The 25,015-nt window shown below is 74.1% G+C and carries 18 protein-coding genes; 11 read left to right on the top strand and 7 right to left on the bottom strand.

What is annotated here, in order from left to right; genetic code table 11:
• From ACIBPB_RS23570 to ACIBPB_RS23560, 3 genes are all read left to right on the top strand, one after another.
• Nucleotides 1-1,416, top strand: coding sequence for a class I SAM-dependent methyltransferase (locus ACIBPB_RS23570; RefSeq protein ID WP_396841805.1), 1,416 nt, complete (start codon nt 1-3; stop codon nt 1,414-1,416).
• Entirely contained in the window at nt 1,409-3,454 is a 2,046-nt protein-coding gene (locus tag ACIBPB_RS23565) for a sulfatase-like hydrolase/transferase (RefSeq protein ID WP_396841645.1), read from the top strand. Before ACIBPB_RS23570 ends, ACIBPB_RS23565 begins: the two co-directional genes overlap by 8 nt.
• Before the next feature lie 229 nt (nt 3,455-3,683).
• Nucleotides 3,684-4,967, top strand: a complete 1,284-nt coding sequence (locus ACIBPB_RS23560; protein WP_396841644.1) for a citrate synthase — start codon at nt 3,684-3,686, stop codon at nt 4,965-4,967.
• An 85-nt stretch (nt 4,968-5,052) separates the two neighbouring features.
• Here the strand turns inward: ACIBPB_RS23560 and ACIBPB_RS23555 are convergent, their stop codons facing one another.
• Together ACIBPB_RS23555 and ACIBPB_RS23550 are read right to left on the bottom strand one after the other, a co-directional pair.
• On the bottom strand, nt 5,053-5,247 hold the full coding sequence (locus ACIBPB_RS23555; protein ID WP_396841643.1) for a helix-turn-helix transcriptional regulator: 195 nt from the start codon (nt 5,245-5,247) through the stop codon (nt 5,053-5,055).
• Between the two features lie 342 nt (nt 5,248-5,589).
• A complete protein-coding gene (locus ACIBPB_RS23550; protein WP_396841642.1) occupies nt 5,590-6,987 on the bottom strand; it encodes a glycosyltransferase family 4 protein in 1,398 nt (465 codons plus the stop codon).
• Between the two features lie 320 nt (nt 6,988-7,307).
• On the opposite strand from ACIBPB_RS23550, the gene glgX reads away from it, so the two are divergent.
• From glgX to ACIBPB_RS23530, 4 genes are read left to right on the top strand one after another with little or no spacing between them, the layout of a single operon-like run.
• Complete coding sequence (glgX, locus tag ACIBPB_RS23545) at nt 7,308-9,428, top strand: glycogen debranching protein GlgX (protein WP_396841641.1); 2,121 nt, start codon at nt 7,308-7,310, stop codon at nt 9,426-9,428.
• 2 nt (nt 9,429-9,430) lie between these two features.
• Nucleotides 9,431-11,737 carry a malto-oligosyltrehalose synthase gene (gene treY / locus ACIBPB_RS23540; RefSeq protein WP_396841640.1) on the top strand — a complete coding sequence of 769 codons (2,307 nt, stop codon included), beginning with the start codon at nt 9,431-9,433 and terminating at the stop codon, nt 11,735-11,737.
• The gene (treZ, locus tag ACIBPB_RS23535; RefSeq protein ID WP_396841639.1) at nt 11,734-13,467 is read left to right on the top strand and encodes a malto-oligosyltrehalose trehalohydrolase; all 1,734 of its coding nucleotides are present in this window, start codon (nt 11,734-11,736) and stop codon (nt 13,465-13,467) included. Before treY ends, treZ begins: the two co-directional genes overlap by 4 nt.
• Nucleotides 13,468-13,514: 47 nt before the next feature.
• A complete protein-coding gene (locus tag ACIBPB_RS23530) occupies nt 13,515-14,147 on the top strand; it encodes a DUF6518 family protein (RefSeq protein WP_396841638.1) in 633 nt (210 codons plus the stop codon).
• 64 nt (nt 14,148-14,211) lie between these two features.
• Here ACIBPB_RS23530 and ACIBPB_RS23525 read toward each other — a convergent pair whose 3' ends face one another.
• Both ACIBPB_RS23525 and ACIBPB_RS23520 read right to left on the bottom strand, forming a co-directional pair.
• Nucleotides 14,212-17,061 (bottom strand): AfsR/SARP family transcriptional regulator, encoded by a 2,850-nt coding sequence (locus ACIBPB_RS23525; RefSeq protein WP_396841637.1) that lies wholly within the window; start codon nt 17,059-17,061, stop codon nt 14,212-14,214.
• Nucleotides 17,062-17,174: 113 nt separating this feature from the next.
• Complete coding sequence (locus tag ACIBPB_RS23520; RefSeq protein WP_357328813.1) at nt 17,175-17,810, bottom strand: calcium-binding protein; 636 nt, start codon at nt 17,808-17,810, stop codon at nt 17,175-17,177.
• A 149-nt stretch (nt 17,811-17,959) separates the two neighbouring features.
• Here ACIBPB_RS23520 and ACIBPB_RS23515 point away from each other — a divergent pair, with 149 nt between their 5' ends.
• Entirely contained in the window at nt 17,960-18,529 is a 570-nt protein-coding gene (locus ACIBPB_RS23515; RefSeq protein WP_396841636.1) for a GNAT family N-acetyltransferase, read from the top strand.
• Nucleotides 18,530-18,539: 10 nt separating this feature from the next.
• Here the strand turns inward: ACIBPB_RS23515 and ACIBPB_RS23510 are convergent, their stop codons facing one another.
• Nucleotides 18,540-20,018 carry a glutamate--cysteine ligase gene (locus ACIBPB_RS23510; RefSeq protein WP_357328820.1) on the bottom strand — a complete coding sequence of 493 codons (1,479 nt, stop codon included), beginning with the start codon at nt 20,016-20,018 and terminating at the stop codon, nt 18,540-18,542.
• A gap of 186 nt (nt 20,019-20,204) precedes the next feature.
• On the opposite strand from ACIBPB_RS23510, the gene ACIBPB_RS23505 reads away from it, so the two are divergent.
• Nucleotides 20,205-20,543 (top strand): DUF3817 domain-containing protein, encoded by a 339-nt coding sequence (locus ACIBPB_RS23505; RefSeq protein WP_396841635.1) that lies wholly within the window; start codon nt 20,205-20,207, stop codon nt 20,541-20,543.
• A gap of 9 nt (nt 20,544-20,552) precedes the next feature.
• Here the strand turns inward: ACIBPB_RS23505 and ACIBPB_RS23500 are convergent, their stop codons facing one another.
• A complete protein-coding gene (locus ACIBPB_RS23500; RefSeq protein ID WP_396841634.1) occupies nt 20,553-21,413 on the bottom strand; it encodes an alpha/beta fold hydrolase in 861 nt (286 codons plus the stop codon).
• A gap of 36 nt (nt 21,414-21,449) precedes the next feature.
• On the bottom strand, nt 21,450-21,998 hold the full coding sequence (locus tag ACIBPB_RS23495; protein WP_357328861.1) for a hypothetical protein: 549 nt from the start codon (nt 21,996-21,998) through the stop codon (nt 21,450-21,452).
• 139 nt (nt 21,999-22,137) lie between these two features.
• On the opposite strand from ACIBPB_RS23495, the gene ACIBPB_RS23490 reads away from it, so the two are divergent.
• Together ACIBPB_RS23490 and ACIBPB_RS23485 are read left to right on the top strand one after the other, a co-directional pair.
• The gene (locus tag ACIBPB_RS23490; protein ID WP_396841633.1) at nt 22,138-23,262 is read left to right on the top strand and encodes a Vms1/Ankzf1 family peptidyl-tRNA hydrolase; all 1,125 of its coding nucleotides are present in this window, start codon (nt 22,138-22,140) and stop codon (nt 23,260-23,262) included.
• Nucleotides 23,255-25,012: a thiamine pyrophosphate-binding protein gene (locus ACIBPB_RS23485; protein WP_396841632.1), complete on the top strand. Its 1,758-nt coding sequence runs from the start codon at nt 23,255-23,257 to the stop codon at nt 25,010-25,012. Before ACIBPB_RS23490 ends, ACIBPB_RS23485 begins: the two co-directional genes overlap by 8 nt.
• The last annotated feature ends 3 nt before the right edge of the window (nt 25,013-25,015 follow it).

Genomic DNA, 25,015 nt, shown 5'->3' with positions numbered 1-25,015 from the left:
GTGGTCGTCTCCGACACCGGCGTACGCGTCGAACCCGGCTCCTTCCGGGACCCCGGCAACCGGGTCTTCCACCGCCACGGCGAGGTGTTCCGCGGTCTGGACGAGCGCTCCGCCCGGGACTGGCGGGCCCTCGCGGCCAGCGACTTCTTCCGCGACCTGCTCGCCACCGGCCGGGTCTGCGGCACCGAGGAACTGCTGCCCACCCCGGTGGACCTGCCGTGGGCGGCGGTGCTGCGGCACGAGCGCATCCCGTTCGTCAGCCACCCCTACGAGTGGTCGTACGCGATGCTGCGCGACGCGGCCCTGCTGCACCTGGAGATTCTCGCGGCGGCCCTGGCGGCCGGGTTCACCCTCAAGGACGGCTCGGCCTACAACCTCCAGTGGCGGGGCGCCACGCCGGTCTTCATCGACGTGGGCTCGTTCGAGCCGGCCCGCGACGGGGAGCCCTGGGCCGGGTACCGGCAGTTCTGCCAGACCCTGCTCTATCCGCTGCTGCTCCAGGCCCACCTGGGGCTGGACTTCCAGCCGTGGCTGCGGGCCCGCGTCGACGGCATCGAGCCGGACCAGATGCGCCGCCTGTTCGCCGGCGCCCGCCGGCTGTGCGCCGGCGTGCTCACCCACGTCCACCTGCACGGCGCGATGCAGGCCCGCAACGCGGGCGCCAGCACCACCGACGTCCGCGCCCAGCTCCGCGCGGCCGGCTACTCCCGGGAGCTGGCCCTGGCCACGGTACGCGGGCTGACGAAGCTCGTCCGCCGGCTGGACCACCGGCCCGAGGACAGCCACTGGGTCGACTACCAGCGCACCTGCGCGTACTCGGTGCCGGACCGGCAGGCCAAGGAGCAGTTCGTCGACCGCGCGGTGGCGGCCACCGGTGGCGGCCTCGCGCTCGACCTGGGCGCCAACGACGGCCGGTACGCCCGGATCGCCGCCCGGCACGCCGACCAGGTGGTCGCCGTCGAGCAGGACCCGGCGGTGGTCGACGCGCTCTACCGGGCGCTGCGGGACGAGGGCGAGCAGCGGATCCTGCCGCTGGTCATGGACCTGGCCGACCCGTCGCCGGGCGGGGGCTGGCGGGGGGTGGAGCGGGCCGGCTTCGCCGACCGGTCCCGGGCCGACGCGGTCCTCGCCCTGGCGCTCGTGCACCACCTGGCGCTCGGCCGCAACGTCCCGCTCGCCGACGTGCTGGACCAGCTCGTCGGCCTCGGCACCGCGGGCGGCACCCTGGTGGTGGAGTTCGTCCACCCCGAGGACCCGATGGCCCGCCGGCTGCTCGACAACAAGCCGGACGGGCTCTTCCCCGACTACCGCCGGGACACCTTCGAGGCGCTGCTCGCGGCCCGGGGCCGGCTCGTCCGCCGGGTCGAGCTGCCGTCGGGCACCCGGACGCTGTACCAGGTGACCGTGGGTGGCTGAGCGGACCCTCGCGCCGGCGGAGGCCGCACCGGCCCCGCCCGGGCGGCTGCGGAGCGGGACCGGCTGGCGGGCCGAGGCCGGCCGGCTGGCGGAGGTGGTCGCGCTGGTCGGGCTGGTGGTCACCCAGCCGCTGCTCGACGTGCTCGGCCACAGTCCCGACTTCTTCCTGTTCCACCAGGCCACCCGGCTGGACGTGCTGGCCCTGGTGGCCCTGGTGGCGATCGCGCCGACCGTGCCGTTCGCCCTGCTCGGCGCGGCCAGCCTGGCCGCCGGTCGGGTCACCCGGGCGGCCGTGCACACGCTGCTGGTCGGGCTGCTGCTGGCCGCGCTGGCGGTCCAGGTCGGGCGGCACGGCACGCCGCTGCGGGGCGTACCGCTGCTGCTGGTGGCCGCGGCGGCCGGGGCCGCCGGGGCGGTCGCGCACCGGCGGTGGCGGGCCCTCGCGCGGGTGCTGCGGGTGGCCGCGGTGGGACCGCTGGTCTTCGTCGGGCTGTTCCTGTTCGCCTCGCCCGCCTCCGCGGTGGTGCTGCCGCACGGGCACGACGGCGTGGCCGGGGTGGCCAGCGCGGGCGGCCACCCCCCGGTGGTGATGATCGTGCTGGACGAGCTGCCCCTGGTGTCCCTGCTCGGCCCGGGCGGCACCATCGACGCGACCCGCTACCCGCACTTCGCCGAGTTGGCCGCCGGCTCGACCTGGTACCGCAACGCCACCGGGGTCAGCGGCTGGACCCCGTACGCGCTGCCGGCCATGCTGACCGGCCGGTACCCGGCGCAGGGGCTGGCCCCGCACTACTCGCAGTACCCGGACAACCTGTTCACCGCCCTGGGCGGCCTGTACGACATCAAGGCCGAGGAGAGCATCACCCGGCTCTGCCCGCCCAGCCGCTGCGAGCAGCCGGCCAGCCGGCCGCAGGGGCTCGGCGTGCTGGTCCGGGAGAGCGGCCGGCTGCTGGGCCAGGTCACCGCGCCGGTGGAGAGCCGGATCGACCCGGAGGACTCGTACCGGGAGCAGACCCGGGCCGAGGCCGGGCTGGACGCCGCCGAGCCGGTCCCGGCCGACCCGAAGTTCCGCTGGGACACCCTGGACGACAACCAGCCGGCCCGGTTCACCACGTTCCTGGCCGGGCTGCGCCCGTCGGCCCAGCCCACCCTGCACTTCCTGCACCTGCTGATGCCGCACTCGCCGTGGCGGTACCTGCCGTCCGGGGCGCAGTACGCCGCGCCGGAGGACCTGCCCAACGACGGCGCCGGCTGGGCCGAGCTGGCCCGGGCGCGGCATCTGGCCCAGCTCGGCTACACCGACCGGCTGATCGGCGAGACGCTGCGTACCCTGCGCGCCAGCGGCCTGTACGACAAGGCGCTGGTGCTGGTCACCGCCGACCACGGGGTGAGCTTCCGCGAGGGCTGGCAGGGCCGCGGGCTGGATGCCATCCAGCATGCCCCTGACCAGGTGGCCTGGGTGCCGCTGTTCGTCAAGGAGCCGGGCCAGCGGGCCGGTCGGGTCGACGACCGCAACTGGGAGCACGTGGACCTGCTGCCCACCATCCTCGACGAGACCCACATCCGGGTGCCCTGGCGGATGGAGGGCAGCCCGGCGCGGCTGGCCCCCCGGCAGCGGGCCGACAAACGCTTCTACGACCGGCCGGGGCAGCCGCTGACCATCACCGGCGGGGTGCCGGCCCCGCCGCCCACGCCCGCACCGGACCCGCTGGTCGGCACCCGGGTCGGCGACCGGCCCGCCGGCGGTACGGCCACCGTGGCGAACCTCGACGCGTTCCGCGCCGTCGACCCGGCCCACGGCCGGTTGCCCGCCCTCGTCTGGGGCACCGTGCCGGCGTCGGTGCCGGACGGCACCCGGCTCGCGGTGGCGGTCAACGGCACCGTGGGGGCGGTCGTCCCGGTGGTGCCGCCCGACCCCGGGGGCCGGCGGTTCGCCGCCTTCCTCCCCGACGACCGGCTCTTCGCCGCCGGCGCCAACCGGCTGGACCTCTACCGGGTGGACGGCGCCGGTGGGCTACGCCGGCTCACCCTCTCCTGAGCGCCGGCCCGACCGCGCCGGGAGTGCCGGCCTGCGGGTTCGACGCCCGGCCGGCCACCTGCCTCGACGCCCCGTGGGCGCGCTTCCACCGGGTTTCCGAGCCGGCAAGTCGGGAATCGGGTGACGCATACCTCACCGAAGAACCATGACGAGCGGTGTCCCTCCGACCGTGACTACGGTAAAAGCGAAGGCAATTCAACGAAGATCTTGCCGGCGAAGCGAGGAACAGATGACGGAAGTCAAGCTCGACCACCCCGGTGGCCAGCTGTCGATGCCGGTGCAGTCCGCGGTCGAGGGCCCCGCCGGCATCAAGGTCGGCAGTCTGCTCAAGGAAACCGGGATGACCACCTACGACCCCGGTTTCGTCAACACCGCGTCCTGCTCGTCCGCGATCACCTACATCGACGGTGACGCGGGCATCCTGCGGTACCGGGGCTACCCGATCGAGCAACTGGCCGAGAAGTCCTCCTTCCTGGAGGTCTCGTACCTGCTCATCTACGGCGAGCTGCCCAGCCAGACGCAGCTGACCGAGTTCAGCGAGCGGGTCCGGCGGCACTCGCTGCTGCACGAGGAGATGCGCCGCTTCTTCGACGGCTTCCCGCGCGACGCGCACCCGATGGCCGTGCTCTCCTCCGCGGTGAGCGCCATCTCCACCTTCTACCAGGACAGCCTGGACCCGTTCGACTCCGAGCACGTGGAGATGTCCACGGTGCGGCTGATGGCGAAGGTCCCCACCATCGCCTCGTACGCCTACAAGAAGTCGATCGGGCAGCCGCTGCTGTACCCGGACAACTCGCTGGGCTACGTCGAGAACTTCCTGCGGATGACCTTCGGTGTGCCGGCCGAGCCGTACGAGGTCGACCCGGTGATGGCCCGGGTGCTGGACATGCTCTTCGTCCTGCACGCCGACCACGAGCAGAACTGCTCCACCTCGACGGTCCGCCTCGTCGGCTCCAGCAACGCCAACCTCTTCGCCTCGGTCTCGGCCGGCGTGAACGCCCTCTTCGGCCCGCTGCACGGCGGCGCCAACCAGGCCGTGCTGGAGATGCTCCAGCAGATCCAGGCCGACGGTGGCGACGTCCGGTCCTTCGTGCGGAAGGTCAAGGACAAGCAGGACGGCGTGAAGCTGATGGGCTTCGGCCACCGGGTCTACAAGAACTACGACCCGCGCGCCGCCATCGTGAAGAAGGCCGCCCAGGACGTGCTCGGCCGGATGGCCAAGCCGGACCCGCTGCTGGACCTCGCGGTGCAGTTGGAGGAGATCGCCCTCGCCGACGACTTCTTCGTCTCCCGCCGGCTCTACCCGAACGTGGACTTCTACACCGGCCTGATCTACAAGGCCATGGGCTTCCCCACCAAGATGTTCACGGTGCTCTTCGCGCTGGGCCGCCTCCCCGGCTGGATCGCCCAGTGGCGCGAGATGATCAACGACCCGGAGACCAAGATCGGCCGCCCGCGGCAGATCTACACCGGCGCCGCCGAGCGCGACTACGTCCCCGCCGACCAGCGCTGACCCCGGTCTGACGACAAGCCCCCGGTCTGACGAGAAAGGCCGCCGGCCCCGCGAGGGGTCGGCGGCCTTTTCGCGTACGCCGGCACTAGTCCATCTCGGGTCGCTTCTCGGCGATCCACCGCTCGACGTCCTCGGCGAGCCAGACGTTGCCCATCTGGAGCACGGCAACGGGTTCGGGGAAGTCGCGGCGACTGGTGATCTGATACACGCGCTGTCGCGACACGCCTCCGAGGAGCACACGGATCTCCGCCGAGCCGACCAGCCGCAGCTTCTTGGCCATGTACCGGACGCTAGGTGTCCGACAACTAGTCACGTATCAGCTTGATGCACGCCTAGTAGGCGATGATACTAGTCGTCTATCATCACCACGTGACTAGCAGCTGGGAACCTGAGCCGCCATTCCTCGTCATAGCCGCCGGCTTCATGGTCGATTTCCACACGCGCAAGCGCTGCCCGCACTGCCGTGCCGACGGGACATGTCCCCGCGTACAGCACGCCAAGAAGCTGCTCCGGGCCTGGCGTTTGACGGTCGAGGCGAGACGGAGGCAGCGCTACTTCCGCTGTCCGTGACCGCGACGACGGCCGCCGCCCCAGCCGGGGTCGGCGGCCGTCGTGGCTCGGTTCAGCGCAGGCCGGCGGCGGCGAGCAGGTTGCCCTCCGGCAGGGCGGGCACGGGCCGGCCGAGGGCCATCCGCTGCTCCGCGCGGGCGGCGGTGAACGCCGGATCGCCCGCGATGGCGGCGGCGTACGCGGCGGCCGTGCGGGACGCGATGGCCGACCAGCCGTACTGTTCGTGGACCATGGTGCGGGCCCGGCGGGCCAGGGCGCGGGCGCGCTCCCGGTCCGACAGCAGGGCGTGCACGGCCTCGGTGAGGCCGTCCGGGTCCTGCGGGGCGAAGGTCATCCCGGTGACGCCCGGCTCGACGATCTCGGCCAGCCCGCCGGTGCGCGAGACGGCCAGCGGCGCGCCGGCCGCGGCGCCCTCCAGGGCGACCATGCCGAACGGCTCGTAGATGCTCGGCACCGCGAAGCAGTCGGCGGCGGCCATCACGGCCGGCAGTTCGGTGCCGCCGAGGAAGCCCGGCATGCTCACCGTGGCGCCCAGCCCGAGCCGGTGCACCTCGGCCTCCAGGGTCGCCTTGTACGGCCCGTCGCCCACGATCACCGCGCGCAGTCCGGGGTGCCGGTCGCGCAGCCGGGGCAGCCCGGCGAGCAGGTGCTGCACGCCCTTCTCGTAGACCAGCCGGCCGGCGAAGGTGACCAGGGGGCCGTCCCCGGCGAACCGGGCCCGGGCGGCGGCGACCGCCGAGGCCGGCACCCGCCACCGCTGCGGCTCCACCCCGTTGGGCACCACGTCGACCCGGGCCGGCGCCACCCCGAACAGCGCGCCCACCTCGTCGCGCATGTAGCCGGAGCAGACGATGACCCGGCCGGACTCGCTGGCCAGCCAGTGCTCGACGCCGTGGATGGTGCGGTTCATCTCCTCGGGCAGCCAGCCCTGGTGCCGGCCCGCCTCGGTGGCGTGGATGGTGCTGACCAGCGGGATGTCCAGGTGCTCGCGCAGCGTCATGGCGGTGTGCGCGACCAGCCAGTCGTGGGCGTGGATGACGTCGTACCCGCCGGACTCGGCGGCGCGCAGGGCGGCCCGGGTGAGGGTGTGGTTGAAGGCCATCGTCCAGGCCAGCAGGGAGTCGGTGGCCAGCGGGAAGGTGACCGGGTCCTCGGCGGCCCGGACGATCCGCACGCCGTCGGCGTACTCCTCCAGGGGTGCGCCGTCGGCGTGCCGGGTGACGACGGTGACCTCGTGGCCGGCGGCGGCCAGGGCGACGGAGAGGGCGTGCACGTGGCGGCCGAGGCCACCCACGAGCACGGGCGGGTACTCCCAGGACAGCATGAGGATGCGGCGGGTCCGGGGCGGCATGCCCGGCTGCGGGGGGATGGTGGGGCGGGAGGTGAGGGTGGGCCGGTGGGTCCGGTCCGTCGCGGTGGCGGGCTGCTCGCCGACCCGCAGGATGGTCACATCGATCTCCGTCCGTGCATGCTGGCGCACGCCGGCGACAGTGGCGGCGTGGAGGTGCGGTGAGGGTGGCCGAGAGGCCGGGCGGACCCGCGCGGGCGCGCACGTCCACGAACAAGGAAACGGCATCCGGCATCGAGCCGCATCTCGAAAAGGGCGTTGGTGACGGAAGACACCTGACGGGCCGGTCGGGGCCCGGACGGGTGGATTCGGGCTACCGTCCGAACGGGTGGATTGACAGCGCGTACGGCGGGGCAATAGCGGCGTGCGCATCGGCCGGCCCGCCCGTCCGGTGCGTTCACGATCATGGCCGAAGGAGCGACATGCAGGTCTGGCCGGGCGAGAGCTACCCCCTGGGCGCCACCTACGACGGGATGGGCACCAACTTCGCGATCTTCTCGGAGGTGGCGGAGAAGATCGAGCTCTGCCTCTTCGACGAGTGGGACACCGGGGCCGAGCGCCGGGTCGAGCTGCGCGAGGTCGACGCCTACGTCTGGCACGCGTACCTGCCGGGCGTCGAGCCGGGCCAGCGCTACGGGTACCGGGTGCACGGCCCGTGGGACCCGGCCAACGGGCTGCGCTGCAACCCGCGCAAGCTGCTCCTCGACCCGTACGCCAAGGCGGTCGACGGGGAGGTCGGCTGGGGTCCGGCCGTCTACGACTACGAGGTGGGCGGCGACCCGGACCGGCGCAACGACACCGACTCGGCGCCGTTCATGCCGAAGTCGGTGGTGGTGAACCCGTACTTCGACTGGGGCAACGACCGGCCGCCGCGCACGCCCTACCACCACTCGGTGATCTACGAGGCGCACGTGCGCGGGCTGACCATGCGCCACCCCGACATCCCGGAGGAACTGCGCGGCACGTACGCGGCGATCGCCTCACCCGTGATGATCGACTACTTCAAGCGGCTCGGGGTGACCGCGGTCGAGTTGATGCCGGTGCACGAGTTCGTGCACGACCACCGCCTGGTCGACCTGGGGCTGCGCAACTACTGGGGCTACAACACCATCGGCTTCTTCGCCCCGCACCACGGCTACTCGGCCCTGGGCCGGCTCGGCCAGCAGGTGCAGGAGTTCCGGGGCATGGTCAAGGCGCTGCACGCGGCCGGCATCGAGGTGATCCTCGACGTGGTCTACAACCACACCGCCGAGGGCAACCACCTCGGGCCGTCGCTGAGCTTCAAGGGCATCGACACCCCGAGCTACTACCGGCTCTCGGAGAACGATCGCCGCTACTTCGTCGACTACACCGGCACCGGCAACAGCCTCAACGTGCGCAGCCCGCACTCCCTGCAACTGATCATGGATTCGCTGCGCTACTGGGTCACCGAGATGCACGTGGACGGCTTCCGCTTCGACCTCGCGGCCACCCTGGCCCGGGAGTTCTACGAGGTGGACCGCCTGTCGACCTTCTTCGAGGTGGTGCAGCAGGATCCGGTGGTCGGCCGGGTCAAGCTGATCGCCGAGCCGTGGGACGTCGGCCCGGGCGGCTACCAGGTGGGCAACTTCCCGCCGCAGTGGACCGAGTGGAACGGCAAGTACCGGGACACCGTGCGGGACTTCTGGCGCGGCGAGCCGGCCACCCTGGCCGAGTTCGCCTCCCGCATCTCCGGCTCCGCCGACCTCTACCAGGACGACGGCCGGCGGCCGTTCCACAGCATCAACTTCGTCACCTGCCACGACGGGTTCACCCTCACCGACCTGGTCTCCTACAACGACAAGCACAACGAGGCCAACGGCGAGGAGAACCGGGACGGGGAGAGCCACAACCGGTCCTGGAACTGCGGCGTCGAGGGGGAGACCGACGACCCGGGCGTACGGGCCCTGCGCGCCCGGCAGCGGCGCAACTTCCTGGCCACCCTGATCCTGAGCCAGGGCGTGCCGATGCTCGGGCACGGCGACGAGCTGGGCCGCACCCAGCGCGGCAACAACAACGCGTACTGCCAGGACAGCGAGCTGGCCTGGGTCGACTGGGAGCACGCCGACGAGGAGCTGCTGGCCTTCGTCCGCCGGCTCACCGCGTTCCGGGCGCGGCATCAGGTGTTCCACCGCCGGCGGTTCTTCACCGGGCTGCCGGTCGGCGGGCGCGCCGCCGGCACCGACCTGCCCGACCTGGCCTGGTACACCCCGGACGGCCGGGAGATGACCGGCGAGGACTGGGGCAACGACTTCGGCCGCTCGGTGGCCCTCTTCGTCAACGGCGACGGCATCCCGGAACGCGGCCAGTACGGCCAGCGCCACCGCGACGACTCGTTCCTGCTGCTGTTCAACGCCCACGACGCGCCGCTGGACTTCACCCTGCCCGGCCCCGAGTTCGGGCAGCGGTGGGAGCTGGTGATCAGCACGGCGGAACCGGATCCGGAGAAGACCCTCACGGTCGAGGCGGGCGGCAGCGTCTGCGTCCCCGACCGCTCGCTGCTGGTCCTGGAGAGGACGGCCTGACCATGCCCGACACCCCCCACCCCCGCAGCACCTACCGGGTCCAGGTCCGCCCCGGCTTCGACCTCGACGCCACCGCCGGCCTCGCCGGCTACCTGGCCGACCTCGGCGTCACCCACCTCTACAGCGCGCCCCTGCTCACCGCCACCCCCGGCTCCCCGCACGGCTACGACGTGGTCGACCACCGGTCGGTCAACCCGGAACTCGGCGGCGAGGCCGGCCGGCAGCGGCTGGTCCGGGCGCTGCGCGCGGCCGGGCTCGGCCTGGTCGTGGACATCGTGCCGAACCACGCCGGGGTGGCCCGGCCGGCGGCCAACCCGGCCTGGTGGGACGTGCTGCGCCGGGGGCGCGCCTCGGCGTACGCGGACTGGTTCGACATCGACTGGGACCGGGGCCGGCTGCTGCTGCCGGTGCTCGCCGACGCCCCCGACGCCCTGGACGACCTGAAGCTGGTCGACGGGGAGCTGCGCTACCACGAGCACCGCTTCCCGGTCGCCGACGGCACCGGCGACGGGACACCGCGCGAGGTGCACGACCGGCAGCACTACGAGCTGGTCGCCTGGCGGCGCGGCGACCGGGAGCTGACGTACCGCCGGTTCTTCGCCGTCTCCGACCTGGCCGGGCTCCGGGTGGAGGACCCGGCGGTGTTCCGGGCCACGCACGCGGAGATCCTGCGCTGGGTCGACGCCGGCGAGGTCGACGGCATCCGGGTCGACCACCCGGACGGGCTGCGCGACCCGGGCGGCTACCTGGCCCGGCTGCGCGCCGCCGCGCCGGCCGCGTGGCTGGTGGTGGAGAAGATCCTGGAGTACGGCGAGGAGCTGCCGGACTGGCCGGTCGACGGCACCACCGGCTACGACGCCCTCGCCGCGGTGTGCGGGCTCTTCGTCGACCCGGCCGCCGAGGCGGACTTCACGGCGCTGGACGGCCGGCTCACCGGCCGGCACACCTCCTGGCAGGACCTCACCCACGACACCAAGCTGGCCGCCGCCACCCGGCTGCTCGCCGCCGAACTGAACCGGCTGGCCGCGCTCGTCCCGGAGCTGGCCGGCGAGCAGGTCCGGGCGGCCCTGGCCGAGCTGGCCGCCGCCTTCGGTGTCTACCGCGGCTACCCGCCGGAGGGGGCCCGGCACCTCGCCGCCGCGCGCGCCGAGGCCGGCCGGCGCCGCCCCGACCTGAGCGCCGTCCTGGACGCGGTCACCGCCCGGCTGCGCGACCCCGGTCACGAGCTGGCCGCCCGGTTCCCGCAGTTCACCGGCGCGGTGATGGCCAAGGGCGTGGAGGACACCGCGTACTACCGGTGGAGCCGGTTCGTCGCGCTCAACGAGGTGGGCGGCAGCCCGGCCCACTTCGGCGTGCCGCCGGCCGAGTTCCACCGCTTCGCCGCCGCCCGGCAGGTCCGCTGGCCGGCGAGCATGACCACGCTGTCCACCCACGACACCAAGCGCGGCGAGGACGTCCGGGCCCGCCTCGCGGTGCTGTCCGAGCTGCCCGGCCGCTGGGCCGAGCGGGTGGCCGACTGGACGTCCCGGGCGCCGCTGCCCGACCCGGCCCTCGCCCACCTGCTCTGGCAGACCGCCGTCGGCGCCTGGCCCGTCGAGCGGGAGCGGCTGCACGCATACGCGGAGAAGGCCGCCCGGGAGGCGTCGGTCTCGACCGGCTGGGCCGACCCCGACCCGGCCTTCGAGCACGAGCTGCACGCCCTGGTCGACCGGATGTACGACGACCCGGAGCTGCACGCCCAGCTGACCGCGTTCGCCGCCGAGATCACCCCGGCCGGCTGGTCCAACGCGCTCGGGCAGAAGCTGGTGCAGCTCGCCATGCCCGGCGTGCCGGACACCTACCAGGGCACCGAGCTGTGGGAGAACTCCCTGGTCGACCCGGACAACCGCCGCCCGGTCGACTTCGCCGTACGCCGGGACCTGCTGGCCCGGCTCGACGCCGGTGACCGGCCGGCGGTGGCCGCCGACGGCGCGGCCAAGCTGCTCGTGGTCTCCCGCACCCTGCGGCTGCGCCGCGACCGCCCGGAGCTGTTCACCGGCTACCGACCGGTGCCGGCGCGCGGCCCGGCCGGCGGGCACGCGGTGGCCTTCGACCGGGGCGGCGCGATCGCGGTGGCCACCCGGCTGCCGCTGGGGTTGGCGCGGGCCGGCGGGTGGCGTGACACGAGACTGTCACTTCCTGTTCATCGGGTCACTGACTTGTTCACCGGCCAGGTCTACAGTGGGTCTGAGCTGCTCCTTCATGATCTGTTGAGCACCTATCCCGTCGCCCTGCTGGCTCCCACCGACTCCGTGGAGGCTGCCGCATGACCGAGTTCACGGTGTGGGCGCCCGAGGCCGCCCGGGTCCGGCTGCGCCTGCCCGGCGCCGCCGACCACGACATGCGCTCCGGGCCGGGCGGCTGGTGGCGGGTCGAGGTGCCCGGCGCGGGGCCGGGCACCGACTACGCGTTCCTGCTCGACGACGACGAGCAGGCGCTGCCGGACCCCCGGTCGGCCTGGCAGCCGCAGGGCGTGCACGGGCCGAGCCGCCGCTACGACCACGCCGCGTTCGACTGGACCGACCAGGGCTGGACCGGCCGGCAACTGCCCGGCAGCGTCCTCTACGAGCTGCACGTCGGCACGTTCACCCCGGAGGGCACCTTCGACGCGGCGATCGGCCGCCTCGACCACCTGGTCGACCTCGGCGTCGACCTGGTCGAGCTGCTGCCGGTCAACGCCTTCAACGGCGAGCACAACTGGGGCTACGACGGCGTCTGCTGGTACGCGCCGCACGAGCCGTACGGCGGGCCGGACGGGCTCAAGCGTTTCGTCGACGCGGCGCACGCCAAGGGGCTGGGGGTGATCCTCGACGTCGTCTACAACCATTTCGGGCCCTCCGGGGCCTACGCGCCGCGCTTCGCGCCGTACCTGGCCGAGCAGAGCAACCCGTGGGGCCGCACGGTCAACCTGGACGGGCCGCACTCCGACGGGGTGCGCCGCTACATCGTCGACAGCGTGCTGATGTGGTTGCGCGACTACCACGTCGACGGGCTGCGGCTCGACGCCGTGCACGCCCTGCCCGACTCCCGGGCCACCCACCTGCTCGAGGAGATGGCGGCCGAGGTGGAGGGCCTCTCCACCCACCTGGGCCGGCCGCTGTCGCTGATCGCCGAGAGCGACCTCAACGACCCGAAGCTGATCACCCCGCGCGAGGCCGGCGGGTACGGCCTGCACGCCCAGTGGAACGACGACGCCCACCACGCGCTGCACAGCCTGCTCACCGGGGAACGGCAGGGCTACTACGGTGACTTCGGCTCGCTGGAGTGCCTCACCGACGTGCTGACCGGCGGTTTCTTCCACGCCGGCACCTGGTCCAGCTTCCGCAACCGCAGCCACGGCCGGCCGGTGGACCGGCAGCGCACCCCGGGGCACCGGTTCGTGGCGTACCTGCAGAACCACGACCAGATCGGCAACCGGGCCACCGGGGACCGCAGCTCGGCGACCCTGTCGGCGGGGTTGCTGCGGGTCGGCGCCACCCTGCTGATGACCGCGCCGTTCACCCCGATGCTGTTCATGGGGGAGGAGTGGGCGGCCAGCACCCCGTGGCAGTTCTTCACCAGCCACCCCGAGCCGGAGCTGGCCACGGCGGTGGCGACCGGGCGGCGGCGGGAGTTCGCGGCGCACGGCTGGCCGCCGGGGGAGGTGCCCGACCCGCAGGACCCGCAGACCTTCGTCCGGTCCCGGCTGGACTGGGCCGAGCTGGACAAGCCCGAGCACCGGGAGATGTACGACTTCCACCGGCGGCTGATCGCCCTGCGCAAGAGCCGCCCCGAGCTGTCCGACCCGCGGCTGAGCCACGTGGACGTGCGGCACGGCGATCAGTTCCTGCTGATGCGCCGGGGCGAGTGCCTGGTGGTGGCCAACCTGGCCGGCAAGCCGCAGCGGATCAATCTGCCCGGGGTGGTGCGCAGCGTGCTGCTGGCCACCTCCGAGGGGGTCACCGTGATGCGCGACGGCATCGAGCTGCCGGCGGAGTCCGCCGCGATCGTGGCGCTGTAGTTCGGGCGCTTCGCGGCCCCGTTTGCATACTGGGTATGCTGCACGCCGTGAATCCTGGTCATCGGGCGGTCGCGGGCATCTCGGTGGCCGGCGGCGTCGCGCTCGGCGTTCTCGACTTCCTGTGGATCAAGTTCCTGCCCTACCCGTTCGCCGAGCTGGGCAACTCCACGGCCACCTGGGCCGTCGCCGCCTTCTTCCTGGGCCGCTGGGTGCGGTCGGGCCCGCCGCGCGCCGCCCTGGCCGCCTCGGTCCTGCTCGTCGTCGCGGTACCCAGCTACTACCTCGCGGCGACCCTCGTCCAGGGTGACGACCTGGCCGTGCTCTGGGCGCCCTCGTCGCTGCTCTGGATGGCTTTCGGGGTGGTCGCGGGCGTGGTGTTCGGCGTCGGCGGGACCTGGAGCCGCCGCGCCGGCTGGCGGCAGGTGGTCGGCGCCGCGCTGCCGGCCGCCGTGTTCGTCGAGGAGGCCGCCCGGTTCGCCGGCCGCGTCAACGACCCCGGCTATCCGGGCGCGGGCTGGAACGTGGCCATCGACCTCGCGCTCGGCGTCCTGCTCCTCGTGCTCGTCGGCCGGTCGCACCGACAGCGGGCGCTCGCCGCCGCGGTGGCCCTGCCGCTGGCCGGCCTCATCCTGGTCGCCTTCGCCGTCGTCGGCGGCTCGGCCGCGAGCGCCCTCGGGTGACGGGGACCTGCCGGCGCCCGGCGCGGCGCGGCGGTCCGTCGCGGTTCGGGGCGCGCCGCGGGCCTCACCGGTCCGGGCACCCGGCCAGCTTCCGGCGGACCGCCTCGGCATCGGCGTGGCCGAGTTCCTCGAAGAGCGCGAGTGAGCGCCGCCAGGCGTCCCGGGCGGCGAGCGACCGGCCCGCCGCCGCCCAGGTGTCCCCGAGGTGATCCAGCACGATGCCCTCGGCGTGCCGGTCACCCATCCCGGCGAAGAGGGCGAGCGCCTGTTGGAAGCAGTCGACGGCCTGCTCGTGCTCGCCCAGGTGGTGGTGGGCGTAGCCGATGCTGTCCCACGTGTTCGCCTGCCCGTACGCGCTGCCGACCTGCTCGGACAGGGCCAGCGCCCGGCGGCAGAAGGCGATCGCCTCGCGGTGCTCGCCGAGCTGCGAGTGGTACCAGCCGATCGCGTTGAGCGCGACCGCCTGCTTGAGCGGGCTCCCGACCCGCTCGTAGAGGGCGAGGCTCTGCCGCGCGTGCGGCAGCGCCTCCCGGGGCCGCCGCTGCCGGTCCTGGAGCATGCTCAGGTCGAAGTGGGTGTGCGCCCGCCCCTCGTCGTCGGCCAGCGCGGCGAACAGGTCCAGCGCCGCGAGCAGGTTGCCCTGCGCCTCCTCGTACCGGCCCAGGTTGGAGCAGGCCCCGGCGAGCAGCCGGTGCGCCTGGGCCTGGGCCGGGCGGTCACCCAGCCGCCCGGTCGACTCGACCGCCCGGCGGGCCACCGTGGCCCAGTCGTGCCAGTGGCCCTGCCGGTCGAAGTAGGTGGCCAGGGTCCACGAGAGCTGCCCGGTCGCGGCGTCCAGGCCGGCGTCGCCGGCGTACCCGATGGTCGCCAGGAGCACCTGGTGTTCGCGGGTGAACCAGGCCAGCGCCGCCGCCAGGTCGTCGAGCCGCTCGACGGTCACCCCGGGCGCGGCCGGCGGCAGGGTCAGCGGATCGCGCTGCGGGGACAGCAGCAGCGCGGCCGCGTGCGCGGTGTGCAGGTGGTGGTCGACCAGCCGGCACAGCGCCGACCTTGAACCGGTCGGATCCCCGGCCGCCCGCTCCACCGCGAACACCCGGACCAGGTCGTGCATGCGGTACCGGCCCGGGACGTGCTCCTGGACCAGGTAGGCGTCGCTGAGCTCGCGCAGCAGCGGGCGCAGCCCGTCCGGCGTACGGGCGGTCAGGCTGGCCGCGGCGGCCCGGCCGATGTCCGGGCCCGGGGCCAGGCCGAGCAGCGTGAAGACCGCCGCGGCGGGCGGCGTGAGCGCCCGCACCGAGCTGGACAGCACCACTCGCAGGTTCGTCGTCACCTCGTCGCCGTCGAGCACGTCCAGCGGGTTGGTCGCGGCGGCCAGCTCCGCCGCGATCGACGACAGGGCGAGGTCGGGGCGGAGCGCGGCGCGGGCCGCCACGATCCCGAGGGCCAGCGGCAGGCCACCGCAGAACCGCAGGATGTCCGCGACGGCGGCGGGCTCGCCCGCGACCCGCGCGGCGCCCACCTGCCGGACGAGCAGTTCGTGTGCCTCGCCGTCGGGCAGCACGTCCAGTGGCAGCGGTCGTGCGCCGTGGGTGGTGACGAGGCTGGCCAGTTGCCGGCGGCTGGTCACCAGGACCGCGCTCGTGGGGGTGCCGGGCAGCAGCGGGATCACCGTGCCGGCGTCGCGGGCGTCGTCGAGGACGACGAGCATCCGGCGGCCGGCCACCAGCGTGCGGTACAGCGACGCCTGCGCCTCCGGCTCGGCCGGCACCCGCGCCGGTTCGACCCCGAGCGCTTCGAGGAAGCCGCGCACGGCCGCCGGCCAGCCCACCGGGAGGGCGGTCGGGTCGAAGCCGCGCAGGTTGACGTAGAGCTGCCCGTCGGGAAAACGCTCGGCGTTGGCGTGCGCCCACCGCAGGGCCAGCCAGGTCTTGCCGACCCCACCGCCGCCACCGATGGACGAGATCACGACCGGCGATCCGCGGTCCCGGTGCCCCGCGCCGCCGAGTTGGTCGTCGAGGCGCGCGAGCTGGGCGGCCCGGCCGGCGAACACCCCGGGCGACGCCGGCAACTGCCGGGGCACGGTGGGCACCGCCGGGGTCGCGCCGGGCCGGCCGGGTGCCGGGTCCGGAGCCGCGGTCGGTCCGGCGCCGCCCGCCGGGGGCAGGTCCGGCGCGGCGAGCGCCGGATCGGCGGTGAGGATCCGCTGGTACAGCAGGGCCAGGGGCGGGCTGGGATCGGTGCCGACCTCGGCGGCCAGCCGGTGGCGCATCTGGTGGAACTGCGCGAGGGCGTCGGCCTGCCGTCCGCACCGGTAGAGCGCGAGCATCGCCTGCCCCGCGAGGCGTTCGTCCCACGGGTACCGGCTGCTCAGCGCCAGGACGTCGGGGAGCAGCTGCGCGTGCCGGCCATGGCGCAGGGCCAGGTCGTTGCGGTCCAGCGTGGCCGCGAGGCGCCGCCGGTCCAGGGTCTGCCGGTAGGCGACCAACCACGGTGTGGCCAGCCCGGCGAACGCCTCGCCACGCCAGAGCCCCAGCGCCCGCTCCAGGCAGCTGATCGCGGTCGCGTCGTCGGTGGTGCGCCGGGCCTGCTCGACCAGTTCGTGGAAGCGGTGCAGGTCGACACGGTCCGGGTCGACGGCGAGCAGGTAGCCGGGATGACGTCGGACGATGCGGACCTCGCTCGCGCCGGCCAGCGCCTGGCGGAGCCGGGACAGGTAGCCGCGCAGGGTGACGGCGGCCGCGTCCGGCACCTCGTCGCCCCAGACCCGGCCGACGAGCTGTTCGGTCGCGACCACCCGGTTGGGCTCGACCAGCAGGGCGGCGAGGACACACTGCTGACGGGCGTGACCGATCCCGACCGCCCGGCCGTCGATCCGGACGTCGAGGTCGCCGAGCACCCGGAACTCCACCGCCACGGCCTACGACGCTAGCCGCGGTCGGTGGTGGCCGGAGCAGGCCTGACGAGGATCCGACACGCGGCGGTCCGCGGGCCCGGCCTTCGGACCCGCGGACCACCGAGGTGGGTCGATCAGGGGCAGTTGACGGTGGGCAGGTCCAGTGTGGGCCGGCAGTCGTCGACGTCCGGGCCGCCGTCACCGAAGTCGCCGGAGCCGAGGCCACCGACCAGGATGTCCACCCCTCCGTCACCGTAGAGGCTGTCGTTGTCCCGCTCGCCGTCCAGCCGGTCGTCGCCGTCCAGGGCGCTCGGCCCGATGAACCGGTCGCCGTGGATGGTGTCGGTGCCGCCGTCGCCGTGGAGGTTGTCGTTGCCCAGGTCACCCCAGATGTCGTCGCCGACCGCCCCGCCGTAGACGATGTCGTCACCGCTGTCGGCCTGGATGTTGTCGCTCCCGTCGAGCCCGCAGATGATGTCGTCGTGGACGCTCCCGACGATCACGTCGGAGCCGGTCCTGCCGATGATGAACTCCGGGCCGTTGTTGTTGTTGCTGAGGTAGAGCCCGCCGGCGGGAACGTGCTGCGGGGAGTACCCGGCCGGCACCGGCGCGCCGGAGTACGGGCCGCAGTCGGCGGGGACCAACACGACCGCCGCGGCCGCCGGCGCGGCGGTGGCGCCGGCCAGCCCCGCAGTGGCCAGGACGAGTGCCCCGGCCACCGCGACGGCCCGGCGACCGGTCGGCGGTGTGGAACGGAAACGGTGTGGCATGACGCTTCTCCTTACTGCTGGTGGATGCGAGAAGCGTCGCCACCGGGCGTTGCACGGACGTGCAGCAGACGTTGAGCCGCGGCGGTGCGCCCGGCCCGGAGCACGCCGGGGGACAGCGAGACGCCCCGCCGGCCGCTAGCGTTCCGGACATGGACGAGGCGGAGCCGAGGCTCGTCGGCATCGCGCACCAGGCCGGCGGCAGCACGGTCCGGCTGCGCCCGGTGGCCGAGCCGGACCTGGCGATGCTCCGCCGGTTCCGCACCGAGCCGGGCCTGATCGGGCTGGACTGGGACGGCTTCCGGGACCCGGGCGCGCCGGCCCGCCGGTACGCCGAGGACGGCTGGCTGGGCGAGCGGGACGGCCGGCTCGTCGTCCAGGTCGAGCCCGAGGAGGCCGCCGCCGGGATCGTGAGCTACCGGTCGGGTCTCTACGGCGGACGCGCACCGTACTGGGAGATCGGCATCGCCCTGCTGCCCGAGTGGCGTGGCCGGGGCATCGGGTGGCGGGCCCAGGCGCTGTTCTGTGACTACCTGTTCGCGCACACGCCGGCGCAGCGGATCCAGGCCGGCACCCACCCGGAGAACGTCGCCGAGCAGCGGTCGCTGGAGAAGGCCGGCTTCCAGCTCGAAGGGGTCATCCGGGCCTGCGAGTTCCGGGCCGGCGCCTGGCGCGACGGCTGGCTCTACAGCCGGCTGCGCGACGACCCGTCCCCGCTGTGAGCCCGGGCGGTCACGGGATCGGCCACTCGTGGACCGGGCGGTTGCTGTGCATCAGGTCGACGTAGTGGCGGACCACCTCGCGCAGCGCCGCCGGCCGGTCCAGGTGGTCGGCGGACTCCAACCGGTGCAGCGTCTCCACCTGCCAGGTGGCGCCGTTGCGGCCGGTCAGGCAGCGCTGCTCGATGATGCCGAGCAGCCGGTCCCGCTCGTCCGGGTCCAGACCCCACCGGTCCAGCCCGTGGTGCGCCAGCGGCAGCAGCCGGCGCAGCACCAACTCGGTCACCGGCAGGTAACCCAGCCCGGGCCAGTACACCTGCGCGTCGATGCCGTGCCGGGCGCAGATGGTGAAGTTCTCCTCGGCGGCGCTGAACGACATCTGCGACCACAGCGGCCGGTCCGACTCGGCGAGGGCGCGGACCAGGCCGAAATAGAAGGCGCCGTTGGCGACGGTGTCCAGCACGGTCGGGCCGGCGGGCAGCACCCGGTTCTCCACCCGCAGGTGCGGACGGCCGTTGAACACGTCGTAGACCGGGCGGTTCCACCGGTAGACGGTGCCGTTGTGCAGCCGCAACTCGGCCAGCCGGGGCACGCCGCCGCCGGCCAGCGCCTCGGCCGGGTCCTCCGGGTCACAGACCGGCAGCAACGCGGGGAAGTAGCGGACGTTCTCCTCGAACAGGTCGAAGACGCTGGTGATCCAGCGTTCGCCGAACCAGACCCGGGGGCGTACGCCCTGGGCCTTGATCTCCTCGGCGCGGGTGTCGGTGGCCTGCTGGAACAGGGGCACCCGGGTCTCCCGCCACAGCTCCCGACCGAACAACAGCGGCGAGTTGGCGCCCAACGCCACCTGCACGCCGGCGATCGCCTGGGCGGCGTTCCAGTGGTCGGCGAACTGCGCCGGGCTGACCTGGACGTGGAACTGGGTGCTGGTGCAGGCGGCCTCGGGGGTGATCGTGTCGGCGGTGACCGCCAGCCGTTCCACGCCGCTGATCGCGATCCGCAGGTCCTCGCCGCGGGCGGCGAAGATCTGCTCGTTGAGCAGTGCGTAGCGGGGGTTGGCCGAGAGCGTCTCGGCGGTCAGGTGCTCCGGGCGCAGCGTCGGCAGGATGCCGATCATCACCATGTGCGCGCCGACCGTCCGGGCCTTCTCCTCGGCGGCGTTGAGGCTGGCCCGGACGTGCTCCTCGAACTGTGCCGTGCCGGTGCCGGTCAGCCGGCGCGGCGCCACATTGATCTCCACGTTGAACTGGCCCAGCTCGGTCTGGAAGCTCGGGTCGGCCACCGCCGCCAGCACGTCGGCGTTGCGCATCGCCGGCTGCGCCTCGTCGTCGACCAGGTTCAACTCGATCTCCAGGCCGGTCATCGGCCGTTCCACGTCGAAGCGCGACTCGCGCAGCATCTCGGCGAAGACGTCCAGGCAGCGCCGCACCTTGTCGCGGTAGCGGGCCCGGTCCTCGCGGCTGAAGGTCCGTACGCCGACGTCCTCGCCCATGGTCACCGCCCTGTCACCGTTGGTTCCCCTAACCTCGCACGTGCCGGCGGCAGCGGGGAAGACTTGAAACACCCTCTACCTACCCAGGGGCGGCCGACGTGACGCCTGTCGCGTTCGGCCGGGCGACCGCCCGGATTCCCGCCGCGGGCTGGCTAGCATGGCCGTCGACCGAGGGGGAGTGGGTTGATGCGCGAGACGTGGATCCGGCCGTTCGTGGCGGCGGCGATCGCCGAGGCCTGCTCCTGGGCCGCCCTGCTGGCCGGCATGGCGGTCAAGTACGGGCCGCCGCGCAACGAGTGGGGCGTGCACGTGTTCGGTCCGATCCACGGTGCGCTCTTCGTGGCGTACGGGCTGCTCGTGCTGGTGGTGGCCCGGCAGCGGCGCTGGTCGCTGTGGCACACCGCGATCGCGCTGGCCTGCGCCGTGCCGCCGTTCGCCACGGTGCTCTTCGAGCGCTGGGCGCGTCGCCGTGGCCTGCTCGGCACCCCGGCGCGCGCCGACCGTCCCCGCACCCTGGTCGGCTGACCGCCCCGGTCACTCGGCCAGGAAGTCGCGGAGCAGGGCGGCCAGTTCGGTGGGCGCCTCCTCGGCCAGGTGGTGCCCGGAGTCGATCGAGGCCACCCGTACGTCGTCCGCCCAGTCCCGCCAGATCGCGGCCGGGTCGCCGTACAGGTCGACCAGGTCGTCCCGCTCCGACCAGGCGAAGAGCACCGGACAGCCGATCCGCCGGCCGGCGGCCCGGTCGGCGTCGTCCGCGGCCCGGTCGGGGCCGAGCCCGGCCCGGTAGTCCTCGCACATCGCGTGGACGGTGGCCGGGTCGTGGATGGCCCGCCGGTAGTCGGCGTACGCCTCCGCGCCCATCGCCTCGGGCGAGCCGCCGTACCACGCGTCCGGGTCGGCGTTGATCACCCGCTCGGCCGGCTTGGCGAGCTGCCCGAGGAAGAACCAGTGCCACCAGCGCGCGGCGAACCGGGCGTCGCAGCGGGACAGGGCCTCGCCGATCGGCACCCCGTCGAGCACCCCGAGCCGGCTCACCCGGTCCGGGTGGTCCAGGGCCGCCCGCATCGCCACGTACGAGCCCCGGTCGTGGCCGACGACCGCGGCGCGCCGGTGGCCGAGCGCGTCGAGCAGCGCCACCACGTCGGCGGCCATCGCCCGCTTCGAGTAGACGGTGTGCCCGGGGTCGCTCGGCGGTTTCGAGGAGCCGCCGTAGCCGCGCAGGTCCGGGCAGATCACGGTGTGCCCGTCGGCGAGCAGGGGGGCGACCCGGTGCCAGGTGGCGTGGGTGCGCGGGTGGCCGTGCAGGAGCACCACCGCCGGCCCGGAGCCGCCGTAGCGGACCCGCAGGCGGACCGGGCCGACGTCGATCTCGTCGAGGGTGAAGCCGGGGAACATGGCCGCGACGGTGCCCCGGCCCGGCGCGGCCGAAACCTAGCTGACGACGGAGCAGGCGGCGACGGCCAGCACGACCAGCGCGCCGAGCGCCGCCTGGAGCAGCAGCGGCGGGCCGAGATGCGACCAGACGGTGGCGGTGCGCGGCGTGAGCAGCTGACCGGTGGTCAGGTTGACGATCCGCTCGATCCGGGGCGGCAGGTCCGGGTCCCGCTGCGGGCGCAGGGTGAGCTGCACGTGGTCGCCCGGGTGCAGGGCGCTCTGCGGCAGGTGGCCGTGCAGCTCGACCTCCAGCAGCCGGTCCGCGACGTCGCGCACCCGCACCGGGGTGACCAGGAACTCCGGCCCCTTCTTGAGCTCCTTGAAGCTGCGCCGGGCGGCCCCGCCGCCGCTGCTCAACAGCGCTCGTACCACCCGCATCAGCAGCCCCGCCACGCCGGCCGCGGTGAGCACCGCGACCAGCACCGGCTGTCCCACCCGCACCTCACGGGCGTAGCCCTCCATGAGCCGGACCAGCCGGCCGGTGACGACGCGTTCCGTGGGGTGGACGACGCGCCGGGCGCGCAGCTCCGTGTCCATGTTCACCACCCAGAGTCCCGTTCCGTTCACTGATGGTATCGGCCCTCCGGGTTGAACGACGTGAATGAACGCCGGTCACGGCCGGCCGGTCAGGTGACATCCCGGATGGCGCGGGTATGCGAGCGGCCGAGCTGGAAAGGGGTCGAGCATGCAGCTGTCCTTCCTGCGCCCGCTCTACGACCGTCCCGGGCCGTGGTGCTCGGTGTACATGGACGCCTCCCGGGACACCCACGACTCGCGCCCGCAGGTCGACCTGCGCTGGCGGGCCCTCAAGGGGGACCTGTTGGCGCAGGGCGCCGACCAGGTGACCGTCGAGGCGGTCGAGGAGGTCGTCCGTCGGCACCAGCCGATGCCCGGCGACTACGGCATCGCCGTGTTCGCCACCCGCGGGCGGGTGGTGCTGACCGAGTACCTCTCCGCGCCGCCCCTGCGGGACCTGGGCTCCTGGTCCGCGCTGCCACACACCATGCCGCTGGTCGCCCAGCGGGGCGAGCAGATCGCCTGGGTGCGGGTGCTGGCCGACCGTACCGGGGCGGACGCGGTCGCGGTCAGCGCCGGCGGGGTGCCCCGGCGGGCCACCGTGCAGGGGCGGGAGAGCTGGCAGCTGCGCCGGGTGCAGCCGGGCGGCTGGTCCCAGTCGCGCTACCAGCGCGCCGCCATGGAGGCCTGGCACCACAACGCCGGCGACGCCGCGGCGGCCACCGCCGAACTGGCCGACCGGGTCGGCGCGGACGTGGTGGTGGTGGCCGGGGACATCCGGGCCACCGGCATGATCGCCGCCCAGCTGCCGGAGCGCTGGCAGGACATCCTGGTCCGCACCGACGCCGGGGCCCGCAACGCCGGCGCCGACGACACCATGGTGGACGACCTCACCGTGCAGACCATCGCGGAGGTCGCCGACCAGCGGATCGCCGCCGCGCTGGACCGGTTCGGCATGCAGGAGGACGTCGGCGCCGGCCTGGCCGCGGTGGTCTCCGCGCTGCAACGCAACCAGGTGGACACGATGCTGATCGTCGACGACGCGTCGGCCGACGGCGAACTCTGGGTCGGACCCGACCCGACCGAGATCGCCACCGACCCGGCCCAGCTGCGGGACATGTCGGTGCGCGACCCGCAGAAGGTACGCGCCGACGCGGCGCTGCTGCGTGCGCTGGTCGGTACCGACGCCGAGCTGACCGTGCTGGCGCCGGAGGAGGCGCCGGAACTCACCGACGGGGTCGGCGCGGTGCTGCGCTACGTCGACGCCAGCACCCCGGGGCGGGGCAATGGCTGATCGTACGGTGGCGGACCTGGTCGTCGAGCGGCTGCGTGCCTGGCACGTGCCACGCGCGTTCGGCTACCCGGGTGCGGCGATCGCCCCCCTGGTGGCCGCGCTCGACGCGGCCGGCGGCGACCCGGAGTTCGTGCCGGCCCGGCACGAGGAGACCGCCGCGTTCATGGCCACCGGGCACGCGAAGTTCACCGGCGAGATCGGGGTCTGCCTGGCCACCCAGGGGCCGAGCGCGGTGCACCTGCTCAACGGCCTCTACGACGCGAAGCTGGACAGCAAGCCGGTGGTGGCGATCGTCGGCGAGGACGTCACCGGGCCGCTCGGCGGCGCACACGAGGAGATCGGGCTGAGCCGGCTCTTCGGCGACGTGTGCCACCAGTTCCTCCGGTACGGGCGTACCCCCGACCAGGTGCCGGGCCTGCTCGACCAGGCGTTCCGGACGGCGGCCGCGACCCGCAGCCCGACCTGCGTGGTGCTGCCGCACGCGTTGCAGCTCGCCGCGGTGCCGGATCTGCTGCCGCAGACCGCCGGCGTGGTCTCGGCCACGCCCGGCGAGCCGCTGGCCCGGGTGCTGCCGCACGACGGCGACCTGGACGCCGCCGCCTCGCTGCTGATCACCGGCCAGCGGCTGGCGATCCTGGTCGGCCAGGGCGCGCAGCACGCCGCGGACGAGATCGTCGAGCTGGCCGACCGGCTCGGCGCCGGGGTGGCCACCTCGCTGCTGGGCAAGCCGGTGCTGGACGAGCGGCTGCCGTTCCACACCGGCGTGCTCGGTGAGGTCGGCACGACCGCCGCCGCCCAGCTGATGGGGGGCTGCGACACCCTGCTGCTGGTCGGCACGACCGACCCGTGGACCGACTGGTACCCGCTGCCGGGCCAGGTCCGGACCATCCAGATCGACATCGACGGCCGGCGCATCGGCACCCGCTACCCGGTGGACGTCGCGCTGGTGGGCGACGCCGCCGAGACCCTGCGGGCCCTGCTGGGCCGGGTGCGTGAGCGGCCCCAGCAGCAGTGGCGGGGCGTGGTGGAGAGCGCGGTGGACCGGTGGCGGGAGGCCGCCGCCGAGCGGGCCGCCGCGCCGGCCGACCCGGTCAACCCGCAGCTGGTGCTGCGGGAGCTGTCCGCCCGGATGCCGGAGCGGGCCGCGCTCGCCGTCGACGTCGGCTCGGTCATCTACTGGTACGCCCGGCACCTGCAGCTGCCGCCCGGTGTCCGCGCGCAGCTCTGCGGCACGCTCGGCTCGATGGGCTGCGCCCTGCCGTACGCGGTGGCGGCGAAGCTGGCCCGCCCGGACGAGCCGGTGGTGGCGCTGCTCGGCGACGGCGCGATGCAGCTCAACGGCCTGGCCGAGCTGATCACGGTGGCGCACCACTGGCCCGAGTGGCGGGACCCGCGCCTGGTGGTGCTGGTGCTGAACAACCGGGACCAGTCGGGGACCGGCGGCGGGCGGCAGCCCGGCCGGCCGTCCCGGCGCCCCGACGTGCCGTACGCCGGCTGGGCCCGGCTGCTCGGCCTGCACGGGGTCCGGGTGGACCGCCCCGAACTGGTCGGCCCGGCCTGGGACGAGGTGCTGGCGGCGGACCGGCCGAGCGTGCTGGAAGCGGTGGTCGACCCGGCGGTGGCGCTGGACCCGCCCGAGCCGGCCCTGGCCGACCTGCGTGGGCTCTTCGCCGACGGCGACGCCGCCCGCCGGGTGCGGGAGCGGGTGCTGCAGACCCAGGTGACCGTGGAGGCGGACGACCTCGTTTAGCCG

The organism is Micromonospora sp. NPDC049836 (assembly GCF_044465125.1).
GTDB lineage: Bacteria > Actinomycetota > Actinomycetes > Mycobacteriales > Micromonosporaceae > Micromonospora.
Note: the sequence above shows the minus strand (reverse complement) of the source record. Positions and strands in the feature narration are given on the sequence as shown.